Raw genomic sequence first — 21,500 nt, forward strand, 5'->3', positions numbered from 1 at the left:
TATCTGCCTCGCGACGCCGCGGAGATCCATCAGAAGGGCCCTAGATCCCCGGCGGACGCAACCGCACGGGAACACCGGCACCGTCACAGGGTGCCGGACGTGGCCCCGGGCCGCCCGAGGGCCGCGTCCAGCGTCGCCAGCGGGGGCAGCAGCTGGGACAGGCCCGTCACCTTCAGGACCCGCAGGGTCAGCGGGTGGGTGCACACCAGCCGCAGTTGGCCGTCGTGTTCGAGCACCCGGCTGCGCGCCCGGTACAGCAGCCGCAGCCCGGAGCAGTCGAAGAACTCGACGTGCCGCAGGTCGATCACCACCCGGGAGCCGTCCCGGGCGGTCACCCGGTCCAGGTGCGGGGCGATCTCCGTCGCCGCGGCGATGTCGATCTCCCCGCGTAATTCCAGCACCGTGTGGCCGTGCTCCTCGTGCACACGCAGGTGCCGGGTGAGCGGCAGGGGAGCCCCCGGGGGGTCCTGGCGCATGACGGCATCACCTCCCACCCCGGCCGGTCAATTCCGTTCCCCGCCCTGCAAGTTACCCTCGATGGAGGGAATTCCAGCATGTTCGATTGACATATGTCTGCTGCTTCGCCACGCCATTTTCTGTGGCGTGTGCGACAGTACGGGAACGGGCACGTGGGAGCGGTACCGCCCCCGGTGTCCCGGCGCTCGCGCTGCTCAGGACAGCGCGTGCCACGCCTTGCTCAGCGCCTGCCGGAACTGCTCCTCCTGATGCGCGGTGAGGTCCCGGACCATCCGCTCCTCCAGTTCCCGCACCTGACCGGCCACCCCGGCGAGCAGCTCGCGTCCGGCGTCGGTGAGCAGGATCAGCAGCTCCCGCCGGTTGCGCGGGTTGCGCTCCCGGCGGACGAGGCCCCGGCCCTCCAGCGACCGTACGAGGTCGGCCATCGACTGGGCGGTGACGAACGAGTCGCGCGCCAGCTGGGCGGCCGAGAGGCCGTCATGGCGCTCCAGCACGGTCAGGGCCGTGTACTGCAGCGCCGTGACGCCCGCGGGCCTCACCAGCTCGTCGAGGTGCGAGCGCACCACCAGCTCCACCTGCTTGACCATGTACAGCAGCGAGGGGCGAGTCTTTGTACCGACCATGCGTGCACCCTAGAGCATTGACAGGAATCCTGTCTGTAATCAGACTGCGGACCAACAGGAAACCTGTTTGTTGAAGTCTTGGCTATCAGTGCTGGGAGTGGGCAATGACGACCACCTTCGAGGCCGGACCCGGCCTGCTTTTCATCGGCGGACAGTGGCGGGAGGCCGCCGACGGGGCCCGCACGGACGTCACCGACCCGGCCACCGGCCAGGTGGTCACCACCGTCGCGGAGGCGGGCGCCGCCGACGTGGACGCCGCCGTGCGGGCCGCGCGGGAGGCCTTCGACGCGGGGGAGTGGCCGGGACTCAGCGGCCGGGAGCGCGGCCGGGTGCTGCACCGGATCGCCGAGCTGATCCGGGAGAACGCCGCGGAGATCGCGGCCCTGGAGAGCCTGGACGTCGGCAAGCCGATCACCCTGGCCACCGCCGTCGACGTCACCAACGCGGCGGACGACTACGAGCACTTCGCCGCCCTCGCCCACACCCTGGACGGCGCCGTCCGCGACGTGCCGCTCAACGCCCTCGCCTACACCCGACGCGAACCGGTCGGCGTGGTGGCCGCCATCACCCCCTTCAACTTCCCGCTGATCCTGGCCGGTTCCAAGATCGGCCCGGCCCTCGCCGCAGGCAACACGGTCGTCCACAAGCCCGCCGACGAGACCCCGCTCAGTGCCCTGTACATGGCCCGCCTGTTCAAGGAGGCGGGCGTCCCCGACGGGGTGGTCAACGTCGTCACCGGTGCCGGATCGGTCGCGGGCGAGGCCCTGCTGGGCCACCCGGGCGTCGACAAGGTCGCCTTCACCGGCTCCACCGCCATCGGCCGGCACGTGGCGGCCACGGCGGGCCACGCCCTCAAGCCGGTCACCGTGGAACTCGGCGGCAACGCCGCCCACCTCGTCTTCGAGGACGCCGATCTGGAGAAGGCCGTCGCCGCGGTGATCAAGGCCTTCGTCTTCAACACCGGCCAGTTCTGCATGGGCGGCCCCCGGCTCCTGGTCGCCCGCCCGGTCTACGCCACGCTGCTCGGGATCCTCGCCGAGGCGGTCCCCGGCGTCCCGGTCGGCGACCCGCGGGAGGCGGCCACCGTGGTCGGGCCGATGGCGGCGGAGAAGCACCTGCGGAAGGTCGAGGAGTACGTGGAGCTCGCCCGCAAGGAGGGCGGCCGGATCGTCTGCGGCGGCGAACGCCTCGACCTGAACGGCGGCTTCTACTACCGGCCGACCGTCATCGCCGATCTGCCGAACGACTCCCGGGTGATCCAGGACGAGATCTTCGGCCCCGTGCTCACCGTGCAGCCCTTCGACACCGAGGACGACGCCGTGGCCCTCGCCAACTCCACTCCGTACGGCCTGGCTTCCGGCATCCAGACCGGCAACCTCGCCCGCGCCCACCGCGTCGCGGCCCGCCTCCAGGCCGGGATCGTCTGGGTCAACGACTGGGCGCTGCTCGACCCCGCCGTGCCCTTCGGCGGCGTCAAGGCGTCCGGCTTCGGCCGCGAGTACGGCCCCGAGGCCCTCGACGCCTACACCAAGGTCAAGTCCGTCGTCGTCTCGCTCGGCTGAGCCCAGGGGATCAGGAGATCACGCGATGTCCCTCACCACCCGAGCCGCCGTGGTCGAGTCCGGCGGCGCGCCCTTCACCCTCACCGACGTCGAACTCGACGCGCCCCGCCCCCGTGAGGCGCTGGTCCGCATGGTGGCCACCGGTCTGTGCCACACCGACCTCTCGGTGGCGAGCGGCGGGCTGCCCTTCCCGCTCCCGGGCGTCCTCGGCCACGAGGGCGCCGGGGTCGTCGAGGCCGTCGGTTCCGCCGTCACCGGGGTCGCCCCGGGCGACCACGTCGTGCTGTCCTTCACCTCCTGCGGCGCCTGCCGCAACTGTCACGGCGGCCATCCCGCGTACTGCGCCACCTGGCTGCCGCTCAACCTGATCGGCGGCCGGCGCGCCGACGGCAGCCACACCGTCAGCCGGGCGGGCGAGCCGCTCGGCGGCCACTTCTTCGGCCAGTCCTCCTTCGCCGAGCGGGCGCTGGTGGACGAGCGCAGCCTGGTCAAGGTGGCCACGGACCTGCCGCTGGAGACGATCGCCCCGCTCGGCTGCGGGGTGCAGACCGGGGTCGGCGCCGTGTGGAACGTGCTGGAGCCGGCCACCGGCAGCACGGTCGTCGTCCTGGGGACCGGGGCGGTGGGCCTCTCGACGGTCATGGCGGCCGCGCTCACCCCCGCCACCACGATCGTCGCCGTCGACCGGGTGCCCGAACGCCTCGAACTCGCCGCGGAACTGGGCGCCACGCACACCGTCGACGCGACCCGGCAGGACATCGTGGAGGCCGTCCGGCGGATCTCGCGGGGAGCGGGCGCCGACGGCGTCGTGGAGACCACCGGCAACGTCGGCGTACTGCGCCAGGGCGTGGACGCGCTCGCCGCCCGCGGCACCCTGGCCGTCGTCGGCGCCCCGCCGTTCGGCACCGAGGTGCCCCTGGACGTCAACGGGTTGCTGGCCGGCAAGCGGATCGTCGGCCTGACCCTCGGCGACAGCGAGACGCAGGCGTTCATCCCGGCCCTGGTCCGGCTGGTGGGCGAGGGGCGGCTGCCGCTGCACCGGCTGATCACCACCTACCCGTTCGCCGACATCGACCGGGCCGTACGGGACATGAGCACGGGCAAGGCGATCAAACCCGTGCTCACGTTCTGACCCGTCCGGTTCAGTCGATCACGAGGACCAGCTTGCCCGTGGTCCGGCCGGTGCCGCCCAGCTCGTGCGCCTTGGCGGCATCGGCCAGCGGAAAGGTGCCCGCGACGGTGGCGCGCAGCCTGCCCGACTCCACCAGCTCGGCGACCGCCCGCATGCCGGCCCGGTCGGCGTCCACCAGCATCCGCACCGCGCGCACACCCAGTCGCTCGGCCTCCTCGAACAACTGCGGTGAGCCGCCCGGCAGGATCGACACCAGTGTGCCGCCGCGGCGCAGCACCCGCAGCGAGGCCGTCGAGGTGTCGCCGCCGACCGTGTCCAGCACCACGTCCACGTCCCGGACCGCCTGCGTGACGTCCACGGACCGGTAGTCGACCGGCTCGTCCACTCCGATCTCCCGCAGGAAGTCGTGCTTGCCCGCGCTGGCCGTGCCGATCACGTACGCGCCGCGCGCCTTGGCGATCTGCACCGCCACGTGCCCGACGCCGCCGGCCGCCGCGTGGACCAGCACCCGCTGTCCGGGCCGCACGTCGGCGTACTCCACCAGCGCCTGCCAGGCCGTCAGCGACACCAGGGGCAGCGCGCCCGCCTGCACGTGGTCGATCACCTCCGGCTTCGGCACCAGGGCCCGGGCGGGCACGATCGCGTACTCGGCGTGCGTGCCGTGCCCGAAGGGGTAGGGCACCATCCCGAAGACGTCGTCACCCGGCTCGAAGGCCGCGACACCGACCCCGGTCTCCTCGACCGTGCCGGAGACGTCCCAGCCGAGGACGAAGGGCGGCTCGCCCAGGAAGGCGCCGAGTTCCCGGTGCTTCCAGTCGGTGGGGTTGAGCCCGGCTGCCCGTACCCGGACCAGCACCTCGTTGGGGCGCGGCGTGGGCCGGGGCAGCTCGACCACCTTCAGCACCTCGGGACCGCCGAGGACGTCCTGACTGACCGCACGCATCGTGTTCACATCGTTCATGGTCACCCAGCCTGCCGGGAGGCGCCCGTCCGGGAAATGGCACGGAGGTCAACCTTCGATGGGATCGTGCCAGGCTCGCGTGCCGCCCGCGGCCGGGCCTCAGCGGCTCATGTGCAGCGCGACCAGCAACTGCCAGACCTGGTCGGCCACCTCGGCCGGGGCGGCGTCCAGCAGGCCGTGCAGCCAGTCGGCCAGCACCCCGGCGAAGGTGGCGGCCACCGCCGAGGCCACCAGGGGGGCGTCCGCCGCTCCCGCCAGTTCCCGCTCGGCCAGGCTGCGCGCCCGCAGGTCCCGGTGCAGCACGCGGCCCAGCGGGCCGCCGCCGCCCGGCGCGAGCAGCTCCCGGTACAGGGCCGCGTGCGGAACCAGCCCGTCGAAGAAGTCCCGCAGGGCCGGCGGCGCGTGCACCGGGTCGGGCCGCCCCCGCCAGGCGTGCAAGGCGTCCACGGCCTCCCGTACGACATCCGCGCAGGCGTCGACCGCCAGCGCCTCCAAGCCGTCGTAGTGCACGTAGAACGTGGCCCGGCCCACCGCGGCGCGGCGGACCAGCGCGGCCACCCCCACCTCCGCCAGCGGCCGTTCGGCGCACTCCGCCAGGAGGGCCGCCCGCAGCCGCGCCCGGGTGCGGGCGGCCCGCGGGTCCACGGGCGCCGGACGGGGCGCCGGCCCGGTCACCGGGCGGCGAGCACGGCGGCCAGGGCGAGCGCCCCGGGCAGTGCCTGGGCGAACAGGATCCGCCGGTTGGCGGTGGCGGCGCCGTACACCCCGGCGACGACCACGCAGGACAGGAAGAACACCTGTGCCGCGAAGCCCGTCGGGTCGGCCGCGACCAGTCCCCACACCAGGCCGGCCGCGAGGAAGCCGTTGTAGAGCCCCTGGTTGGCCGCCATCGGCGCGGTCCGCCGGGCCAGTTCGGCGTCGAAGCCGTGAAAGCGCATCCCCGGGGTTCTCCGCCACAGGAACATCTCCATCACCAGGATGTACGCGTGCAGTGCGGCCACCAGCCCGACCAGCACGTTCGCCAGGACTTCCATGATCGGCGGATCCTCCTCCACTCTTGGACAGGTGTCCACTATAGCTGGACGGATGTCCAGCAGGGTCCGGGGTCGCCGCCGGGCGCTCAGGGATGTACTTGTCGACAAGTCCCTTGCTGCGATGGGCATTTGTCGATGTCGCGTCGACTGGCGGAGCGTGACGGAACCCTCACTTCATCTACTTGCCGAGGTTGATCCTTTGGGGTTCAAACCCGATAAGCTCCACTGCGTCACAGCGAGTTGACGCACCCCACGGGGTTTCGTCCCGCCGTGCGTGCTCATGAGTGCGGCCTTCGCACACTGCCCCTGTTCGCTGTTGTTCGATTGTGTTGCTTCGAAGGATGCAGATGGAACTCGCCACTCCGCCGCCGGCGGCGCGGGCCCCTGTCGCCTGGTACAGCTGGTGGTTGATGCCACTGGCCTTAGGGGGAGGGACGGTCGCCGCCACGTTCATGAGCTCCGAGCGAATAACCGCGGCCGTCGCGGGCGCCGCGGCCACCGCGGCCAGCCTCGTGTGCGTACGACTGCTGATCCGCTCGCAGCGCCGGCTGCGCAGCGCCGAGAGCTCGTTCCGCAGCTCGCAGGCCGAGTACTCCCAGCAGTGGCAGCAGCATGTCTCTGGCCTGGAACGGAAGTTCGCGGCCGAGCGCGCCACGCTGGAGGGCCGGCTGAACGAGCAGGCGGCCGCTTTCGAGGCCCAGCTCGGTGAGCAGGCGTCCGCCTTCGAGTCCCGGCTCGGCGAGCAGACCGCCCACTACGACGCCCAACTGGCCGACCAGGCGCGGGCCTACGAGGAACGGCTCGCCGAACAGGTGAGGGCCGCCGAGGCGGAGCTCGCCGAGCAGGCCGAGGCCTGGCAGGAGCAGGTCACCCACCAGCGCAGCGCGATCTCCCGGCTCGCCGACCAGCAGCTGCCCGACGCGCTCAAGCGGCTGCGCGACGGCGACGCCATCGACGACCTGCTGCCGGCGACCGACCAGTGCGCCAAGGTCGACAAGGACCTCCAGGCCGACCTGCGCCGGATCCTGCGCACCTCTCTGATCAGCGTGGAGGAGGAGTTCAACCGCTCGACCTCCGCCGAGCAGGCCGTGATCAGCATCGGCAACCGCATCCACGTCCTCACCAGCAAGCTGCGCGGCCGCCTGCACGAGATGCAGGGCGAACACGGCCGGCTGCCCGCCGTGGCCCGCGGTCTCATGGAGCTCGACCAGGAACTCGGCCCCGCCGACTCGCTCGCCGCGAGCATCGGTGTGCTCGGCGGCTCGGACCGCCCGGGCCGGCAGTGGCAGGAGCCCCAGCGACTGCTCAGCGTGGTCCGCGGCGGCATCGGCCGGATCAAGGACTTCCACCGCGTGGAGGTCCGACACCTGCCCGAACTCGGCGTCGACGGCGGTCTGGTGGACCACCTGACGCTGATCTTCTCCCACCTCCTGGACAACGCGGCCCGCTACTCGCCGCCCACCGAGCCGGTCGTCGTGTCCGGCAAGGAGGTGCCCAACGGCGTCGGTATCGAGATCCAGGACTCCGGCAAGGGCCTGAGCGAGGAGAAGAAGCGCGAGGCCGAGCACTCCCTGGCCGGCACCGCGGCCGGCCCCGGTCTCGGCGGCATCTCCGAGGACGCCAGCATCGGCCTGCGGGTCGTCGGCGTCCTCGCCCGCCGCTACGGCATCCGGGTCACCTTCGCGGACTCGCCCTGGCTCGGCACCTCGGTGGTCGTCGTGGTCCCGCACAAGTACTTCAGCCCGCTGCCCGCGGCCTCCGCCGCCCCGGCCCCCGCGACGGCCGCCCCCGCCGCCGCGTCCCCGGTGCAGGCGCACGGCCCGGTCGCCGTCGAAACCGTCACCCAGCCGGAGTCCGGCGAGATCCAGGACACCACCCCGGGCGGACTGCCCCGGCGGCGCAGCCGGCGCCGCGAGGAGGAGCAGCCGCAGGAGCGCACCGCCCGCACCCAGGGCACGGCGTTCCCCGCGGTCCCGCCCGAGGAGTCCTTCGCGGGCCTGGCCGCCTTCGCCACCGCGGGCCGCGCGCCCGCGGCCGACGAAGCGGTCCACAGCGAGGCCGAGTTGACCGGAGACGAAGACGACGTGGCACTCGCGACCCCGGACGGCGCCGATGACGCCGCCGACGGACGCGGGTCCGCCGAGCACCGCACTGAAGAGAGCGACTAGTCCACATGACGCAACAGGGAACCGACGTGAGCTGGGCGCTCCGTGATCTGGTGGAGAGCATCCCGGAGATCCGTTTCGCCCTCGTGGCCTCCAGCGACGGCAAGGCGATCACCTCCTTCGGCGCCGAGGACCCCGACGACGTGGACCGCTTCGCGGCCGTGGTGGCCGGGCTGCAGGCGCTCGCCCAGCCGGTCGCCGAGCAGTTCCCCAAGTACGCGGGGCAACTGCGGCTGGCGATGATCGAGGTCGACGGCGGTCACCTCTTCGTCGTACGGGCCGGTGTGGAGACGTATCTCGGGGTCCTCGCCCGTGAAGGACTCGACCAGGGGCTGCTCGGGCATCAGATGAGGGACCTGTCCCGGCGGATGGGCGAGCTGCTCGGCACCTCTCCGCGCCTGGAGGAGCACTCTGGATGAGTGCTCCCCGCCGGCCCACGGACCCGTCCGGTCTAGAGCGTTATTACGTCCTCACCGGGGGACGCAGTGGACCGGGCGGGGCGGCGTCGAGCCTCGACGTGGCCACCCTCGTCGTCTCTCGCACCGCCCCCGTCCCGGGGATGCAGCACGAGTACGAGGAGATAGTCCGGCGCTGCCGTGATCCGCTGTCGGTGGCCGAACTCACCGCCCATCTCGGATTGCCCTTCAACATTCTCGCGGTGCTGTTGGCGGATCTGCTGGACGCAGGCCGTATTGAAGCCCGTGATCCCATTCCGGCGCACCACGCCGGACGCGGGCCTGACCTCGCGCTCCTTCAGGAGGTACTCAGTGGACTTGAAAGGCTTTGACCATCCCGGCGACCCCGGTGCCGGGGGGACCCGATCGGTCAAGGTGATGATCGCCGGGGGGTTCGGCACCGGGAAGACCACCATGGTCCGCTCCGTCAGTGACATCAAGCCGCTCACCACCGAGGAGACCCTCACCCAGGCGACCGTCGGCGTCGACAACCTCATCGGCGTCGCGGACAAGGCGGAGACCACGGTCAGCCTCGACTTCGGCAAGATCAGCCTCAACGAGAGCCTGATGCTGTACCTGTTCGGCACCCCCGGACAGGAGCGGTTCTGGTTCCTGTGGAACGGCCTGTTCAAGGGCGCGCTCGGGGCCGTGGTCCTGGTGGACACCCGGCGGCTGGCCTCCAGCTTCCGGGCGATCGAGGAGATGGAGCGGCAGAACGTGCCGTTCGTCATCGCCCTGAACGTCTTCCCGGACTGCAAGGAACACCCCGTCGAGGAGATCCGGGACGCCCTGGACATCTCCCCGCACACCCCGATCGTGGCCTGTGACGCCCGGGACCGGGCCTCCAGCCGTGACGTACTGATCACCCTGATACGTCATCTGAAGGAACGCTCCGCCGTCGCACTGGAGCCCCGATGACCGAGCAGAACCACGACGGTCCCGACGCTCCCCGCGGCTGCCCGTTCGCGCACGGTTCGGCCGAACTGACCCGGTTGTACGGGCCGGAGGCGGCGACCGACCCGCAGGGCATCTACGAGCGGCTGCGCAAGGAGCACGGCTCCGTCGCACCGGTGCTGCTGGAGGGCGACATCGGTGCCTGGCTGGTGCTGGGCTACCGGGACAGCCGCCGGGTCCTGGACAATCCCCGCCAGTTCGCCCGGGACGCGCGGATCTGGCGGGACTGGCGGGAGGGCCGGATCGCGGAGAACCATCCGCTGGTCCCGATGGTCGCCTGGCGCCCCGACTGCGTGTCCCAGGACGGGGAGGCGCACCGCCGCCTGCGCGGTGCCGTCAACGACGGACTGCAGGCCGCCGTGGGCCGTGGGATCAGGCGGCACGCCACGCACTTCGCCAACAAGCAGATCGACGCGTTCGCGCAGGACGGCCGCGCCGATCTGGTGGCGGACTACGCCGGCTACCTGCCGATGCTGATCCTCACCCGCGTCCTCGGCCTCTCCGAGGCGGAGGGGCGTCGGCTGGTCGAGTCCAGCGCCATGGTGTTCCAGGGCGGCGAGGACGCGATCCTGCACGACGGCATCATCAGGGAGATCCTCGGCGACCTCGTCGAGCGCAAGCGCGCCGAGCCCGGCTCCGACTTCACCACCGGCCTGCTGGAGCACCCCGCGGCCCTCGACCACGACGAGATGGTCAGCCATCTGCGCCTGGTGCTGATGGCCGGGCACAGCACGACCAGCAACCTGCTGTCCCGGGTGCTGCAACTGATCCTCACGGACGCCTCCCGGCTCTCCGGCCTGACCAGTGGCCAGCTGACCGTCTCCGCGCTGGTGGAGGAGGTCATGTGGAACTCGCCGCCGCTGTCCGTCCTGCCCGGCCGCTTCGCCGTCAGCGACGTCGAACTGGGCGGCCACCACATCACCGAGGGCGACCTGCTCGTCCTCGGCCTCGCACCGGGCAACCGCGACCCCGAGGTCCGGCCCGACCCGGACGTCTCGGTCCAGGGCAACGGGTCGCACCTGGCGTTCAGCGCCGGCCCGCACGAGTGCCCGGGGCAGAGCATCGGACTGTCCATCATCGAGATCGCGGTGGACGTCCTGCTGCACCGGCTGCCGGGGCTGCGGCTCGCCGTGCCGCCCGAGGAGCTCACCGAGACCGCGTCCACCTGGATGTCCCTGCTCGACAGCCTGCCGGTCGAGTTCCCGGCGCAGTAGGCGCCAACGCCCCGCTGCCCGGTCGGTCACCCGACCGGGCAGCGGTGTCTCTTCCCGCCCCCGGACGAGGTGTCAGCCGTCGAGCCAGTCGCCCTGGACGCCCGAGGGGCGGTACCCCGTGGCGTTCCAGAGGAAGTGCGGGTGGGCGCAGGCGAACATGTAGGCCAGCAGCGCGGTGTCCTCCCGCCCGGTCCCGGGGTCGTGCAGGGCGTGGAACCTCTCCGAGCCGACCACGCCGGCGTCCTGCTGGATCTCACGGGCGCGGTCCGGGGTCGCCGCGGCGCTCGACGCCTCCACGGCGGCGATGTAGGTGCGGCGCAGGATCTCCCAGGTGCTGTCGGTGTCGCCGTACCAGGGGCCGTGCAGCGCCTCGAAGGCGTGCAGTTCGGCATCGAAGAGGGCCCATGTCCCGGGGTGCTGGGCGCGGCAGCGCGCGGACAGCTCGGCGGTCCGGGGGCTCAGGGCCGGCACGGTGGGCCGCGGGGAGACGGTGAGCGTGGTGCCGTGGGTGAGCAGACCGCTGCACGAGTCGGGCTGCAGGTCGCACAGCGGGCATCCGTCCGCCGGCGGGAGCCCCTGGGTGATCCCGTCGAACCACAGGGCGTGGCGGCCCGTGAGCCCCATCCAGACGATGGTGGTGGTCATCAGCCAGGTGTTCCACATCGGGCGGTGCGCCTCGGGCATGCAGCCGTACTTGACGATGGCTATCGCGCAGGCGGCGTAGAGGGCCTTGGTGTGGGTGGGCATCTCGGCGAGCCAGAAGTTGCTGATCTCGCCGGTGAGGGCGTCGGCCCGGACGTCGGCCATGTCGTCGATGACGCGGCACAGCAGCAGGGAGGCGAGGTTCTCCTCCTGCCAGAGTTCGGTGTCGGGCGCGACGTGCCAGAACAGGCAGTCCAGCATCTGCAGGATCGAATAGGTGCTCTGGCCGAGCGGGTTGGTCTGGGGGAGCACCACGCTGCCCGCGTGGTGCTGGCGCAGCCAGTACTCGTCGACGGACCGCTTGTGGGCCGCGAAGAGCCCGGAGACCAGGGCCCGGGCGCTGTTGGCGCTGAAGTTCTCGGCCAGGCGGTCTTCGACGTGCTGGGTGAGGCGCGTGGTGTCGATGGTGTCGATCACGCGTTTGTACTCGTGGAAGACGAGGATGTCGTCCTCGAAGCGGTGGCGGTGGCCCAAGTCCTGTTCGAGGTCGTTCATCTGCCGCGTCCAGGACCAGCCACCGGTCAGGACACTGTCGAGTTCCCGGCGGTAGGGCCAGTTCTTGACGGCGAGGGGGCGACCGGCGCTCTGCCGCCAGCGGTAGTCGGCCGGCGTGCGGGCCGGGGGCGTGGGCAACCGACGGCACAGGAGGCAGGCGCAGGCGGCGGTCTGCTCCTCCTCGCGCGGCGGGGTGAGCGCGCGGGTCCGCCAGGCCCCTTCCAGCATCAGGCAGGTCAGCCGGCAGAGTTCGGCATCGGTGCCGACCTGGGGGAAGGCCGCTTCGATCAGGCTCAGGCTGGTGTCGAGGTGCCGCAGCCTGGCGTGGCCCTCCTCGTCGGGCGGGAGGAGGGCGCGCTGCGCCAGGTGGAGGGCCCCCTCCACCCGCAGCGTGGTGCCGGGGTGCGGGGAGCCGAGTGCGTCCAGCCGTTGCCGGGCGGCGTTCTGGCACCTCCGGTACTGCTCCGTGCTCCCGTTGACGCGTCGCGCCAGGAGGCCGGCCAGGATCTCTCCTGCCTGAGCGGGCTGGATCCCGGTGCCCGGCTGCGCCGGGACCGAGCTGTCGGCGGACGCCTCGGGAACAGCACCTACACCCTGGGAATGCACACCTGTCTCCTTCGAACTGTGGTCAGGGCAACGGAATCGACCGACCGTGGTCGTCGGCCGGTCGATTCCGGGAAGCGGACGAGCGCGCCGAGCGCGCCTGGTTCACGGCTTGCCGCGGGGCAGGCCGGGGAAGTGGAGCGGGTCACCCGGCCCTTCGAGGCCGCACCGCTCCGTGCCGGGCCGTCGGACGCGGCGAACAGCCCGTCCGTGGCGGACGCGGGCTCGACACCGCCGGCCGCCCACGAACGGCCGGTTCTCGTCGAAGCGCCGCCGCTAGCGGACGGGCACCCGCGTCGCCGTCTCAGCCCAGGTGTACGGACGCGTCAGGACGGCCGCCCGCGGCAGCTCCTCCGACGTGTTGCGCGCGTACTCCGGCCGCTCGCTGACGGGGGTGTCGAAGGGCAGGTCGAAGGTGACGTCCTGGGGCATGTGTTTCCTTCCGGGCGACAGAGCGCAGAGTCCCCCCGTCCCTGCGGACGGGTGGCCTGTCGGCCACCCGTGCACTCGAACTGGCCTTCGTGGCTCGAAAGTTGAGCCGTGAAGCGCTACGAGGCTGCCCAGAGCGTAAATGATCTACGCGTGGCCCGGCCGTGATGTGTGTTACTGCTCACGCCTCCTGAGCCGCGTACACTCGCGCGCCCCCGGCGTGTGTGCGCGACGTGCGCGTCCGGGGCGGTTCACGTACGCCGGTCCGGCCGCGCCGGGCGAAGGGCGGTCCGCCGGCCGGCCGGGCGACCTGAAGATGTGCCAGGTGGGACCGCGTGTCGCCGGATCCGTTGGCGGCCCGCGCCGCCTCGCAGGCGTCCAGCGCGCCGCGTACCGCCGGTCGCCCGGCGCGTGGGCGCCCGTACGTCATGCCGTGGCCGGCGCCGACTGAAAGCGGTCATCGGGGACAGACGCACGGGGAGACCTTCCAGGGAGGAAGCATGGCACTGGTGACCGCGGCCGTCGTGGTGCTCGACTGCGCCGAACCCGAGAAACTCGCCCACTTCTACCGGCAGTTGCTGGAGGGGGAGGAGAGCGACGCGAACGCCAACCTCATCGAGATCCGCGCCGCCGACGGGGTCCGGATCGCCTTCCGGCGTGACGTCAACGCCACCCCGCCCAGCTGGCCCCGCCCCGAGAACTCCCTCCAGGCCCATCTCGTGCTCCTGGTCGAGGACCTGGACGAGGCGGAGCGCCGGGTGGTCGGCCTCGGCGGACGGCCGATCGAGACGAAGGACCCGGCCGGGCCGTACGAGGAACGGGGGTACGCCGACCCGGCCGGGCACTCCTTCACCCTGCGCCTGGTACCGACCGCGGCCCCCAAGCAGGGCTGAACCCGCTCGTCACGGCCGCCGGTGCCGGCCGTCGGCCACACTCCCGTGGAGCGCCCGACGGCCGTCGCCCCGGTGCGGCCCACGGAGCTGCGCGCCACCGCGGACACGGCGCCCTGTTGCGCCGCGGCCGGCAGCACCTCGCCCCGGCCGCTGTCCCGGTCCCGGTCCCGGTCCCGGTCCGGGACCCGGTCCGGGAGCGGTCCCGCGCGTCGTCCGCGCCGCGCACCGCCTCGCGGGCTCGGCTGCTTCCCGCTCCGGGCCACGGCCGCCTCCGCTTTCTCAGGGCCGCCCCGACGCCGGGATCTCCTCGCCCGCCGGCACCGGGCCGGGCGGTGTCCCGTCACCGAAGGGCCGGCCGCCGAGCTCCTCCCGGTGATGGGGCGTCAGCCACCCGGCGGCGTCCGGGCCGAGGGGCACGATCCCGGTCGGGTTGATCCCGGTGTGGACCTGGTAGTAGTGGCGCTTGATGTGGTCGAAGTCGACGGTGTCACCGAATCCCGGTGTCTGGTAGAGGTCCCTGACGTACCCCCACAGCACCGGCTGCTCCGCCAGCTTCCAGCGGTTGCACTTGAAGTGGCCGTGGTAGACGGCGTCGAACCGCACCAGTGTGGTGAACAGCCGGATGTCGGCCTCCGTGATGGTGTCCCCGACCAGGTAGCGCTGCCCGGCCAGTCGCCCGGCGAGCGCTTCGAGCCGCCGGAACACCCCGGTGCAGGCCTCCTCGTACTCCTCCTGGGTGTGCGCGAACCCGGCACGGTACACGCCGTTGTTGAGGTCCTCGTACACCTCCGCCATCACGGTGTCGATCTCGTCCCGGTGCCGCTGCGGGTAGAGGTCGGGGGCGCCCGGCCGGTGCAGCGCCGTCCACTCGGTGGCCAGGTCCAGGGTCAGCTGCTGGTAGTCGTTGGTGACCAGCCGTCCGCTCGGCACGTCGACGACGGCCGGCACGCTCACGCCGCCCGGATATCCGGTCTCGCGGCGGTCGTAGGCCTCGCTGAGGTACCGGATGCCGAGCACCGGGTCACGGCCGTCCGGGTCGAGGGTGAAGCGCCAGCTGCGGTCGTCCTGGACCGGGTCGGCGACCGCGAGCGACAGGGCGTCCTCCAGACCGAGCAGCCGCCGCGCGACCAGTGCGCGGCTCGCCCACGGGCAGGCGCGGCTCACCACCAGCCGGTAGCGTCCGGCCGCAACCGGCCAGCCGTCCCGCCCGTCCGCGGTGATCCGGTCCGAGAAGTGGCTGCGGGACCGGGAGAACGCCTTGTGCCCGAGTGCGCTGTTGCCGTCGTCGCTCATGTCTCCTCCATGCCCCCGATGGTGCCCGATTTCCCCCGCCCGCACGGTGTGATCAGCGCACACCGGGGCAGTCGGCGGTCGTGAGTGGGACTTCATCGAAAGAAGAATCGAAAGACGACGCGAACCGGTCGACCTCCGACAGCAGGACCCGCCTGACGGTGTTCGTGGCGCTCGCGGCCAACCTGGTGATCGCGGCCGCCAAGGCCGTGGGCGGAGTCGTCGCCGGGTCGCCCGCACTGCTCTCCGAGGCCGCGCACTCGGTCGCCGACAGCTTCAACGAGGTGTTCCTGCTGGCCGCCCTGCGCCGCAGCCGCCGCCCCCCGGACGCCCGGCATCCCTTCGGCTACGGCAAGGAGCGGTTCTTCTGGTCCCTGCTCGCGGCCGTCGGGATCTTCGTGATGGGCGGCTGCTTCTCCGTCTTCCAGGGCGTCGAGGCGCTGCGCGACGGCGCGGACGAGACCCTGAGCGGCTATGTGGCGGGCCTGATCGTGCTCGGCGTGGCCCTGCTCGCGGAGGGCGCGTCCCTGGCGAGGGCGGTGCTCCAGGCCCGCCGGGAGCACCGCGGACTGCGCGACCCGGCGCTGCGCACGGTGGTCGCCGAGGACGGCACCGCGGTGATCGGCGTCCTCCTCGCGATCGTCGGCATGGCCCTGCACATGGTCACCGGGCAGGTCGTCTGGGAGGCGTCGGCCTCGCTGGCCATCGGCGTCCTGCTGGTGTACGTGGCCTACCGGCTCGGCGCCGAAGCCCGCACCCAGCTGATCGGGGAGGCCGCGGACCCGGAGCTGAGCGACAGGATCCGGGAACGGCTGGCCGAGGAGCCGGAGATCGACACCGTGGAAGCCCTGTTCACCATGAAGCTGGGACTGGACTCGACACTCGTCGCGGCCCGGGTCGACCTGGTGCCGGGGCTGGACAGCGAACGGGTGGAGGAGGTCCTGGTGCGCATCAAGGGTTCCCTCGCGGGGGCGTTCGCCGAGACCGACCACATCTTCCTGGACGTCACCGACCGCTCCGCACAGGAGGCACGGGAAAGCCCCGCCGCGACGGGGGAACGCGGCGGGGCCTGACATTCGGCTGCCCGGCCCTGAGCCGGTCCATGCCTCCCGGAAACAGATTATTCTAAATTCCGACGGTCCCCGGCCTGAAAGGATTCCCGGAACCGTCGGCTCCCCCTCCCGGCCCCACCACCGGCTACCGCGGCTCCAGTACGAAGACCGGGATCTCCCGGTCCGTCTTCTTCTGGTAGTCCGCGTACGGCGGGTACGCGGCGACGGCGCGCTCCCACCACTCGGCCTTCTCCGCGCCGGTGACCTCGCGGGCGGTCATGTCCTGCTTGACCGTCCCGTCCTGGAGTTCGACATGCGGCTCGGACTTCACGTTGAAGTACCAGACAGGGTGCTTGGGAGCGCCGCCCTGCGAGGCGACCACCGCGTACTTCCCGTCGTGCTCCACCCGCATCAGCGGGGTCTTGCGGATCTTGCCGCTCTTCGCACCCAGGGTGGTCAGCAGGATGACGGGCAGCCCGGTGTCCATCAGGGTGTTGCCCTCCTTCCCGCCCGAGCTCTCGTACAACTCGACCTGCTCCCGTACCCACGCGGTCGGGCTGGGCTCGTACTCGCCCTCAAGAGGCATGAGGTCCGTCCCCTCGTCTCTTCCGTCACTGACAGCATGATTCAACACCGGGAGTGCCCCGGATTCATCCGCACGACACCGGCCCCGGGCGTGGCCGGCCTCAGCCGGGCGCCACTGCCACCCGCACGGCGAGGCCCAGCATCATGGAGCTCGACAGGAGCGCCGTGACCAGCCGCCCCCGGTGCCCGGTCAGCGCCCGGCCGAGCAGGGCGCCGCCGCCCGCCAGCACCAGTTGCCAGCTCGCGGACGCGGCGAAGGCGGCGAGGACGAACACGGCCTGATCAAGCGCCGGTGGGGCGGCGGCCGAACGGGTGCCGACCACCAGGGCCGCGAAGTAGATCACCGTGGTGGGGTTGAGCAGAGTGATCCCGAGGAGGCCGAGAAACGCCCGTCCGGGGCCGGGTACCGGCCACTCGGCCCGGGTCGCCGGGGGCCGCTTTCGGTACTGGCGCACCGCGAGGACCGCCCCGCGCACCGCGAGGGCCACCAGGACCAGCGCCGAGAGCAGGCGCAGCGGCGTCAGCACCGGCAGCAGCGCGGCCGCGAGCGCCGCACCGCCGACCGCGGCGAGCAGCGCGTACAGACCGTCTGCGCCGGCGACGCCGAGCGCGGCGCAGACGCCGGTCCGCAGGGACGTGCGGGCCGTGAGGGACACTAGATATGTGCCGACCGCGCCGACCGGGACGGCGATCCCGTACCCGGCGAGCAGGCCGGCGACGAGCGCGGCCGTCACGGGCGTGCGGGCTCGGGCCTCCAGGGGCGTGCAGGCTGCTGCCGGCCCGGCACCGTACGGACGGTGGCGGTCAGCGGCATGCGGGCGTCAGGAGTGGTCATGCGCAGATCCTGTGGTCCGCGCCGCCGTACCGGCAAGCGAATTTCGGCGCGGAACCGTCCCCCGACCGCACGTGGTTCGGCCAGATCGGCCGGTTCACCGATCTGGCCGAACTTGCGGTCGTCCCATAGGTGCCTGAAGCATCTAATGAAGATCGGCACGACGTACGACTCTCGTCTGCGAGGTCTTCCATGAACGAACTGACGGACCTGAGGGCAGTGACGCCCCCCGCGCCGGCCGCAGCCGTGGCCTGGCCGCAGGACCGCACGTGCCCCTACCACCCGCCGTCCGCCTACGATCCCCTGCGCGAGGACCGGCCGCTGTCCCGCGCGACCCTGTTCGACGGCCGCCCCGTCTGGGTGGTCACCGGACACGCCGCGGCCCGCGCGCTGCTCTCCGACGCCCGGCTCTCCAGCGACCGCCGACGGCCCGCGTTCCCCATCCCGACGGAACGGGCCGCCGGGATCCGCGACCGCAGGGTCGCCCTGCTGGGTACGGACGACCCCGAACACCAGATCAAGCGCCGGATGATGATCCCGGCCTTCACCGTCAAACGCGCCACCCGGATGCGCCCGTCCATCCAGCGGATCGTCGACGGGCTGCTCGACACGATGATCGCCGAGGGGCCGCCCGCCGACCTGGTGAGTTCCTTCGCCCTGCCCGTGCCGTCCATGGTCATCTGCGACCTGCTCGGCGTCCCGTACGCCGACCACGAGTTCTTCGAGGCGCAGTCCAGGCGGCTGTTGCGCGGGCCGACGGCCGAGGACTCGATGGCCGCCCGCACCGCGCTGGAGGACTACCTGGGCACCCTGGTCGACAGCCGGAAACGGGACGCCGTCCCCGGCGACGGCGTCCTCGACGAACTCGTCCACGAGCGGCTCGCGAGCGGCGAGCTGGAGCGGGGCGAACTCCTCTCGCTGGCCATGATCCTGCTGGTCGCCGGGCACGAGACCACCGCCAACATGATCTCGCTCGGCACCTTCACCCTGCTCCGGAACCCCGAGCGGCTGGCCGAACTGCGCGCCGACCCCACGCTGATGCCCGCCGCCGTCGAGGAACTGATGCGGATGCTGTCCATCACCGACGGCCTGCTCCGGGTCGCCCTGGAGGACATCGAGGTGGCCGGCACCACCATCCGCGAGGGCGACGGCGTGCTCTTCGCGACCTCGGTCATCAACCGCGACGAGTCCGTCTACGACGACCCCGACACCCTCGACTGGCACCGCCCGGCCCGGCACCACGTGGGCTTCGGCTTCGGCATCCACCAGTGCCTGGGCCAGAACCTCGCCCGCGCCGAGCTGGAGATCGCGCTCACCAGCCTGTTGGAGCGGCTGCCGGACCTGCGGCTCGCCGCACCCCCGGAGACGATCCCCTTCAAACCCGGCGACACGATCCAGGGGATGCTGCAACTCCCCGTGACCTGGTAAGAGGCTTCTGCCATGCACATCGAGATCGACATCGACAGGGACGTCTGCATCGGCGCCGGGCAGTGCGCCCTGACGGCCCCCAACGTGTTCACCCAGGACGACGACGGCTTCAGCGCCCTGCAGCCCGGCATGGCCGACGGCGGCGGCGACCCCCTGGTCAAGGAGGCGGCCCGCGCCTGCCCGGTCCAGGCCATCACGCTCGAGGAGCTAGAGGGCCCCTAGGCTGTCGGCGGGTCCAGTACCGCGAGTTCCAGGCCCCGGAGCCGGGCCGGGTCGGCGATCACCTCGTACGCCGTCACCCGGCCGCCCTCGACGGTCACCCGCAGGACGTGCAGCAGGCGGCCGCGCGGCGCGACGAGGAGGCCGACCCGACCGTCGACCAGGGCCGGTACCGCGAACCGGGCGCGGTGGCGCAGCAGCACGGTGCCCTCGGCGACCGCGCGGGCACCCCGCAGCTCCGCCGCCACCCCCGGCGGCAGGGCCGCGGGATCGGCACGCCGGACCACGTCCGGGGCGAGCAGACCGAGGAGTACGCCCAGGTCGCCGCCGCGGGCGGCGGCCAGGAACGCCTCCACGACCCTGCGCTGCCCGGCCTGTTCGGCCGTCGGCATCGCGGGCGTGCCGCGCACCTTGTGCCGAGCCCGGCTGGCGAGCTTCTTCGCGGCGGGCAGCGACCGGTCGGTGATCGCCGCGATCTGTTCGAACGGCACCGCGAACAGGTCGTGCAGCACGAACGCCACCCGTTCGGCCGGATTCAGGGTGCCCAGCACCACCAGCAGGGCGAGCCCCACGGACTCGGCGAGCACCGTCTCCTCCTCGGGCCCGTCCTGCTCCCCGGCGGCCCGCTCCGCGAGGCCCGCGCCGTACGGCTCCTCACGACGGGCGGTACGGGCGCGCAGCATGTCCAGGCAGATCCGGGAGACCACCGTCGTCAGCCACGCGGTGAGGTTGTCGATCCCGCCGCCGCCCGTCCGGCCCAGGCGCAGCCAGGTCTCCTGGACCGCGTCCTCGGCGTCCGGTGCCGAACCGAGCATGCGGTACGCGATGGCCCGCAGCCGCTCCCGTCGCCCTTCGAACTCCGCCGCCAGTTCGTCGTGCGCGTCCATGGGTCACCTTTCCGTCCCGTGCTCCGTCACCCCGTCGACGCATCCGACCCGACCGAGGTGACCACCCCATGCTGCTGCACATCGACTCCAGTGCCGACGCGACCGCCGACTCCGTGACCAGGCGCCTCACCGCGGACTTCGCCCGCGCCTGGCGCGAGCGGCACCCGGCCGCCGAGTACCGCCACCGCGATCTGGCCACCGCGCCGGTACCCCCGCTGACCGCGGCCTTCCCCACCCTGGGCCGGCGGGTGGTGCGCGAGGGCTTCGTGCCGCCGGCCAAGGTGCCCGCGCTGATCGAGACCCCCGCCGAGGCCCGCGAGTGGGAGCTGACCCTGCCGCTGGTCACCGAACTGGCCGCCGCGGACACGGTGCTGCTCGGCGTCCCCATGTACAACCTCGCGGTGCCCGCCGCCCTGAAGGCATGGATCGACCGGGTGACCTTCCCCGGCGCCTTCACCCACCCGGACACGGGGGAGAGCCTGCTGGCCGGCAGCCGGGTGGTCGTCGCCATGGCCCGCGGCGGCGCCTACGGTCCCGATACCGGCCGGACCGACCTGGACTTCCAGACCCCCTACCTGAGGGCCTGGCTGGGCAGGCTCGGCGTCCGCCAGGACCGCATCCACCCGGTCGCCGCCGAGCTGACCCGCGTCGACGTGCTGCCCCACCCGGCCGCCGCGGCAGCGGCCTCGGCAACCTCCCTGACCAGGGCCCGCGCCACCCTCACGGCCCTCGCCACGGCCTGACCCCGGCAGCGCCGCGGCCCGGCGTCGGCCGACGCCACGACCAGGACGGCCCGTGGTGGCGGTCGTACGGGAACGAGTCGTGGGGGTTCGCCGGGCACGGGCTGACGACCCGGGGCCGGACGTGTCCCTTGCGGCAGCCCCCGCATACAGTGCCCGGATGACCGATGAGCCCCGTGCGCCCTTCCTCTACCTCGTCGTGTGCGCGGCGGGGGTCGCCGCCGGCGTCGGCCGGCTGATCACGGCGGCCCTGGACCGCGGCTGGGAGGTCGGGGTGATCGCCACGCCGGTCGCCATGAACGGGTTCTTCGACACCGCCGAGGCCGAGGCGCGCACCGGCCGTCCGATCCGCTCGGCCTGGCGGCGGCCCGCCGACCCCCGCCCGTTCCCAGCGCCGGACGCCGTGGCCGTCGCCCCCGCCACCTTCAACACCGTCAACAAGTGGGCCGCCGGGCTCGCCGACACCCTCGCCGTCGGCACCCTGTGCGAGGCCCTCGGTCTGGACGTCCCGATCGCCGTGCTGCCCTGTGTCGCCGACGCGCTGGCCGCGCACCCCGCCTACCAGGAGAGCGTGGCGCGGCTGCGCGGGCTCGGGGTCCGCTTCGTCGACCCGTATGCCACGACGGCCGAAACCGACGGCGGGCGCCCCGAGTTCGCCTGGGAGAGGGTGCTGGAACTGCTGGAGCGTGGCTGACGGCGACCGGTTCCCGCCCGCGTGACAGGAGACCGCCCGGCGGCCGACGTACGCTCGCCTGGAGAACGTGATCT

General features: G+C 72.5%; 25 protein-coding genes and 1 pseudogene. 14 read left to right on the plus strand and 12 right to left on the minus strand.

Annotated features, from left to right (window positions below):
• Nucleotides 1-83: 83 nt before the first annotated feature.
• The gene (locus AB0958_RS31815; RefSeq protein ID WP_366893934.1) at nucleotides 84-476 is read right to left on the minus strand and encodes an anti-sigma factor antagonist; all 393 of its coding nucleotides are present in this window, start codon (nucleotides 474-476) and stop codon (nucleotides 84-86) included.
• Between the two features lie 195 nt (nucleotides 477-671).
• Nucleotides 672-1,100 (minus strand): MarR family transcriptional regulator, encoded by a 429-nt coding sequence (locus AB0958_RS31820; RefSeq protein ID WP_366893935.1) that lies wholly within the window; start codon nucleotides 1,098-1,100, stop codon nucleotides 672-674.
• A 104-nt stretch (nucleotides 1,101-1,204) separates the two neighbouring features.
• Between AB0958_RS31820 and AB0958_RS31825 the strand changes: the two genes are divergently transcribed.
• Both AB0958_RS31825 and AB0958_RS31830 read left to right on the plus strand, forming a co-directional pair.
• Entirely contained in the window at nucleotides 1,205-2,662 is a 1,458-nt protein-coding gene (locus tag AB0958_RS31825; RefSeq protein WP_366893936.1) for an aldehyde dehydrogenase family protein, read from the plus strand.
• A 25-nt stretch (nucleotides 2,663-2,687) separates the two neighbouring features.
• Entirely contained in the window at nucleotides 2,688-3,794 is a 1,107-nt protein-coding gene (locus AB0958_RS31830) for an NAD(P)-dependent alcohol dehydrogenase (RefSeq protein ID WP_366893937.1), read from the plus strand.
• 10 nt (nucleotides 3,795-3,804) lie between these two features.
• On the opposite strand, the gene AB0958_RS31835 is transcribed toward AB0958_RS31830, so the two are convergent.
• The 3 genes from AB0958_RS31835 to AB0958_RS31845 form a co-directional block, all read right to left on the minus strand.
• On the minus strand, nucleotides 3,805-4,755 hold the full coding sequence (locus AB0958_RS31835) for an NADP-dependent oxidoreductase (protein ID WP_366893938.1): 951 nt from the start codon (nucleotides 4,753-4,755) through the stop codon (nucleotides 3,805-3,807).
• A 99-nt stretch (nucleotides 4,756-4,854) separates the two neighbouring features.
• Nucleotides 4,855-5,430, minus strand: a complete 576-nt coding sequence (locus AB0958_RS31840; protein ID WP_366893939.1) for a TetR/AcrR family transcriptional regulator — start codon at nucleotides 5,428-5,430, stop codon at nucleotides 4,855-4,857.
• Nucleotides 5,427-5,789: a DUF1304 domain-containing protein gene (locus tag AB0958_RS31845; RefSeq protein WP_366893940.1), complete on the minus strand. Its 363-nt coding sequence runs from the start codon at nucleotides 5,787-5,789 to the stop codon at nucleotides 5,427-5,429. Before AB0958_RS31845 ends, AB0958_RS31840 begins: the two co-directional genes overlap by 4 nt.
• Nucleotides 5,790-6,136: 347 nt before the next feature.
• Here AB0958_RS31845 and AB0958_RS31850 point away from each other — a divergent pair, with 347 nt between their 5' ends.
• From AB0958_RS31850 to AB0958_RS31870, 5 genes are read left to right on the plus strand one after another with little or no spacing between them, the layout of a single operon-like run.
• The gene (locus AB0958_RS31850) at nucleotides 6,137-7,957 is read left to right on the plus strand and encodes an ATP-binding protein (protein WP_366893941.1); all 1,821 of its coding nucleotides are present in this window, start codon (nucleotides 6,137-6,139) and stop codon (nucleotides 7,955-7,957) included.
• Nucleotides 7,958-7,962: 5 nt separating this feature from the next.
• Complete coding sequence (locus AB0958_RS31855; protein ID WP_046733906.1) at nucleotides 7,963-8,373, plus strand: roadblock/LC7 domain-containing protein; 411 nt, start codon at nucleotides 7,963-7,965, stop codon at nucleotides 8,371-8,373.
• On the plus strand, nucleotides 8,370-8,741 hold the full coding sequence (locus tag AB0958_RS31860) for a DUF742 domain-containing protein (protein WP_132892406.1): 372 nt from the start codon (nucleotides 8,370-8,372) through the stop codon (nucleotides 8,739-8,741). The genes AB0958_RS31855 and AB0958_RS31860 overlap by 4 nt, the downstream gene beginning before the upstream one ends.
• Nucleotides 8,722-9,327 carry an ATP/GTP-binding protein gene (locus AB0958_RS31865; protein WP_366893942.1) on the plus strand — a complete coding sequence of 202 codons (606 nt, stop codon included), beginning with the start codon at nucleotides 8,722-8,724 and terminating at the stop codon, nucleotides 9,325-9,327. Before AB0958_RS31860 ends, AB0958_RS31865 begins: the two co-directional genes overlap by 20 nt.
• A complete protein-coding gene (locus tag AB0958_RS31870; protein WP_366893943.1) occupies nucleotides 9,324-10,577 on the plus strand; it encodes a cytochrome P450 in 1,254 nt (417 codons plus the stop codon). Before AB0958_RS31865 ends, AB0958_RS31870 begins: the two co-directional genes overlap by 4 nt.
• A 72-nt stretch (nucleotides 10,578-10,649) precedes the next feature.
• Here AB0958_RS31870 and AB0958_RS31875 read toward each other — a convergent pair whose 3' ends face one another.
• Together AB0958_RS31875 and AB0958_RS31880 are read right to left on the minus strand one after the other, a co-directional pair.
• Nucleotides 10,650-12,380: a hypothetical protein gene (locus AB0958_RS31875; RefSeq protein WP_366893944.1), complete on the minus strand. Its 1,731-nt coding sequence runs from the start codon at nucleotides 12,378-12,380 to the stop codon at nucleotides 10,650-10,652.
• 273 nt (nucleotides 12,381-12,653) lie between these two features.
• Nucleotides 12,654-12,809: a hypothetical protein gene (locus AB0958_RS31880; RefSeq protein ID WP_366893945.1), complete on the minus strand. Its 156-nt coding sequence runs from the start codon at nucleotides 12,807-12,809 to the stop codon at nucleotides 12,654-12,656.
• 497 nt (nucleotides 12,810-13,306) lie between these two features.
• Here AB0958_RS31880 and AB0958_RS31885 point away from each other — a divergent pair, with 497 nt between their 5' ends.
• Nucleotides 13,307-13,699, plus strand: a complete 393-nt coding sequence (locus AB0958_RS31885; RefSeq protein ID WP_366893946.1) for a VOC family protein — start codon at nucleotides 13,307-13,309, stop codon at nucleotides 13,697-13,699.
• An 8-nt stretch (nucleotides 13,700-13,707) separates the two neighbouring features.
• On the opposite strand, the pseudogene AB0958_RS31890 reads toward AB0958_RS31885, so the two are convergent.
• Nucleotides 13,708-13,860: pseudogene (locus tag AB0958_RS31890) on the minus strand (DUF4235 domain-containing protein); the annotation flags it as partial.
• A 118-nt stretch (nucleotides 13,861-13,978) separates the two neighbouring features.
• The gene (locus tag AB0958_RS31895; protein WP_366893947.1) at nucleotides 13,979-14,992 is read right to left on the minus strand and encodes a glutathione S-transferase C-terminal domain-containing protein; all 1,014 of its coding nucleotides are present in this window, start codon (nucleotides 14,990-14,992) and stop codon (nucleotides 13,979-13,981) included.
• 80 nt (nucleotides 14,993-15,072) lie between these two features.
• Here AB0958_RS31895 and AB0958_RS31900 point away from each other — a divergent pair, with 80 nt between their 5' ends.
• A complete protein-coding gene (locus AB0958_RS31900) occupies nucleotides 15,073-16,062 on the plus strand; it encodes a cation diffusion facilitator family transporter (protein WP_366893948.1) in 990 nt (329 codons plus the stop codon).
• Between the two features lie 124 nt (nucleotides 16,063-16,186).
• Here the strand turns inward: AB0958_RS31900 and AB0958_RS31905 are convergent, their stop codons facing one another.
• Nucleotides 16,187-16,627, minus strand: coding sequence for a nitroreductase family deazaflavin-dependent oxidoreductase (locus AB0958_RS31905; protein ID WP_366893949.1), 441 nt, complete (start codon nucleotides 16,625-16,627; stop codon nucleotides 16,187-16,189).
• A gap of 100 nt (nucleotides 16,628-16,727) precedes the next feature.
• A complete protein-coding gene (locus AB0958_RS31910) occupies nucleotides 16,728-17,360 on the minus strand; it encodes a LysE family transporter (protein ID WP_366893950.1) in 633 nt (210 codons plus the stop codon).
• Nucleotides 17,361-17,650: 290 nt separating this feature from the next.
• Between AB0958_RS31910 and AB0958_RS31915 the strand changes: the two genes are divergently transcribed.
• Both AB0958_RS31915 and AB0958_RS31920 read left to right on the plus strand, forming a co-directional pair.
• Nucleotides 17,651-18,886: a cytochrome P450 gene (locus AB0958_RS31915; protein WP_366893951.1), complete on the plus strand. Its 1,236-nt coding sequence runs from the start codon at nucleotides 17,651-17,653 to the stop codon at nucleotides 18,884-18,886.
• Nucleotides 18,887-18,904: 18 nt separating this feature from the next.
• Entirely contained in the window at nucleotides 18,905-19,108 is a 204-nt protein-coding gene (locus AB0958_RS31920; RefSeq protein WP_366893970.1) for a ferredoxin, read from the plus strand.
• Here the strand turns inward: AB0958_RS31920 and AB0958_RS31925 are convergent.
• The gene (locus AB0958_RS31925; RefSeq protein ID WP_366893952.1) at nucleotides 19,105-19,992 is read right to left on the minus strand and encodes a sigma-70 family RNA polymerase sigma factor; all 888 of its coding nucleotides are present in this window, start codon (nucleotides 19,990-19,992) and stop codon (nucleotides 19,105-19,107) included. The two genes, AB0958_RS31920 and AB0958_RS31925, sit on opposite strands and share 4 nt — an antisense overlap.
• A 68-nt stretch (nucleotides 19,993-20,060) precedes the next feature.
• Between AB0958_RS31925 and AB0958_RS31930 the strand changes: the two genes are divergently transcribed.
• From AB0958_RS31930 to AB0958_RS31940, 3 genes are read left to right on the plus strand one after another with little or no spacing between them, the layout of a single operon-like run.
• Entirely contained in the window at nucleotides 20,061-20,735 is a 675-nt protein-coding gene (locus tag AB0958_RS31930; RefSeq protein WP_366893953.1) for an NAD(P)H-dependent oxidoreductase, read from the plus strand.
• Complete coding sequence (locus AB0958_RS31935; protein ID WP_366893971.1) at nucleotides 20,732-20,896, plus strand: DUF1348 family protein; 165 nt, start codon at nucleotides 20,732-20,734, stop codon at nucleotides 20,894-20,896. Before AB0958_RS31930 ends, AB0958_RS31935 begins: the two co-directional genes overlap by 4 nt.
• Entirely contained in the window at nucleotides 20,893-21,426 is a 534-nt protein-coding gene (locus AB0958_RS31940) for a flavoprotein (protein ID WP_366893954.1), read from the plus strand. Before AB0958_RS31935 ends, AB0958_RS31940 begins: the two co-directional genes overlap by 4 nt.
• The last annotated feature ends 74 nt before the right edge of the window (nucleotides 21,427-21,500 follow it).

Origin of the sequence: Streptomyces sp. NPDC006655 (genome assembly GCF_040703965.1) — a bacterium.
Taxonomy (GTDB): Bacteria; Actinomycetota; Actinomycetes; order Streptomycetales; family Streptomycetaceae; genus Streptomyces.

Coding starts and splice junctions, on each gene's coding strand:
- AB0958_RS31815 (WP_366893934.1), bottom strand. CDS start 476: ATGCGCCAGGACCCCCCGGGGGCTCCCCTGCCGCTCACCCGGCACCTG.
- AB0958_RS31820 (WP_366893935.1), bottom strand. CDS start 1,100: ATGGTCGGTACAAAGACTCGCCCCTCGCTGCTGTACATGGTCAAGCAG.
- AB0958_RS31825 (WP_366893936.1), top strand. CDS start 1,205: ATGACGACCACCTTCGAGGCCGGACCCGGCCTGCTTTTCATCGGCGGA.
- AB0958_RS31830 (WP_366893937.1), top strand. CDS start 2,688: ATGTCCCTCACCACCCGAGCCGCCGTGGTCGAGTCCGGCGGCGCGCCC.
- AB0958_RS31835 (WP_366893938.1), bottom strand. CDS start 4,755: ATGAACGATGTGAACACGATGCGTGCGGTCAGTCAGGACGTCCTCGGC.
- AB0958_RS31845 (WP_366893940.1), bottom strand. CDS start 5,789: ATGGAAGTCCTGGCGAACGTGCTGGTCGGGCTGGTGGCCGCACTGCAC.
- AB0958_RS31850 (WP_366893941.1), top strand. CDS start 6,137: ATGGAACTCGCCACTCCGCCGCCGGCGGCGCGGGCCCCTGTCGCCTGG.
- AB0958_RS31855 (WP_046733906.1), top strand. CDS start 7,963: ATGACGCAACAGGGAACCGACGTGAGCTGGGCGCTCCGTGATCTGGTG.
- AB0958_RS31860 (WP_132892406.1), top strand. CDS start 8,370: ATGAGTGCTCCCCGCCGGCCCACGGACCCGTCCGGTCTAGAGCGTTAT.
- AB0958_RS31870 (WP_366893943.1), top strand. CDS start 9,324: ATGACCGAGCAGAACCACGACGGTCCCGACGCTCCCCGCGGCTGCCCG.
- AB0958_RS31880 (WP_366893945.1), bottom strand. CDS start 12,809: ATGCCCCAGGACGTCACCTTCGACCTGCCCTTCGACACCCCCGTCAGC.
- AB0958_RS31885 (WP_366893946.1), top strand. CDS start 13,307: ATGGCACTGGTGACCGCGGCCGTCGTGGTGCTCGACTGCGCCGAACCC.
- AB0958_RS31895 (WP_366893947.1), bottom strand. CDS start 14,992: ATGAGCGACGACGGCAACAGCGCACTCGGGCACAAGGCGTTCTCCCGG.
- AB0958_RS31905 (WP_366893949.1), bottom strand. CDS start 16,627: ATGCCTCTTGAGGGCGAGTACGAGCCCAGCCCGACCGCGTGGGTACGG.
- AB0958_RS31915 (WP_366893951.1), top strand. CDS start 17,651: ATGAACGAACTGACGGACCTGAGGGCAGTGACGCCCCCCGCGCCGGCC.
- AB0958_RS31925 (WP_366893952.1), bottom strand. CDS start 19,992: ATGGACGCGCACGACGAACTGGCGGCGGAGTTCGAAGGGCGACGGGAG.
- AB0958_RS31930 (WP_366893953.1), top strand. CDS start 20,061: ATGCTGCTGCACATCGACTCCAGTGCCGACGCGACCGCCGACTCCGTG.
- AB0958_RS31940 (WP_366893954.1), top strand. CDS start 20,893: ATGACCGATGAGCCCCGTGCGCCCTTCCTCTACCTCGTCGTGTGCGCG.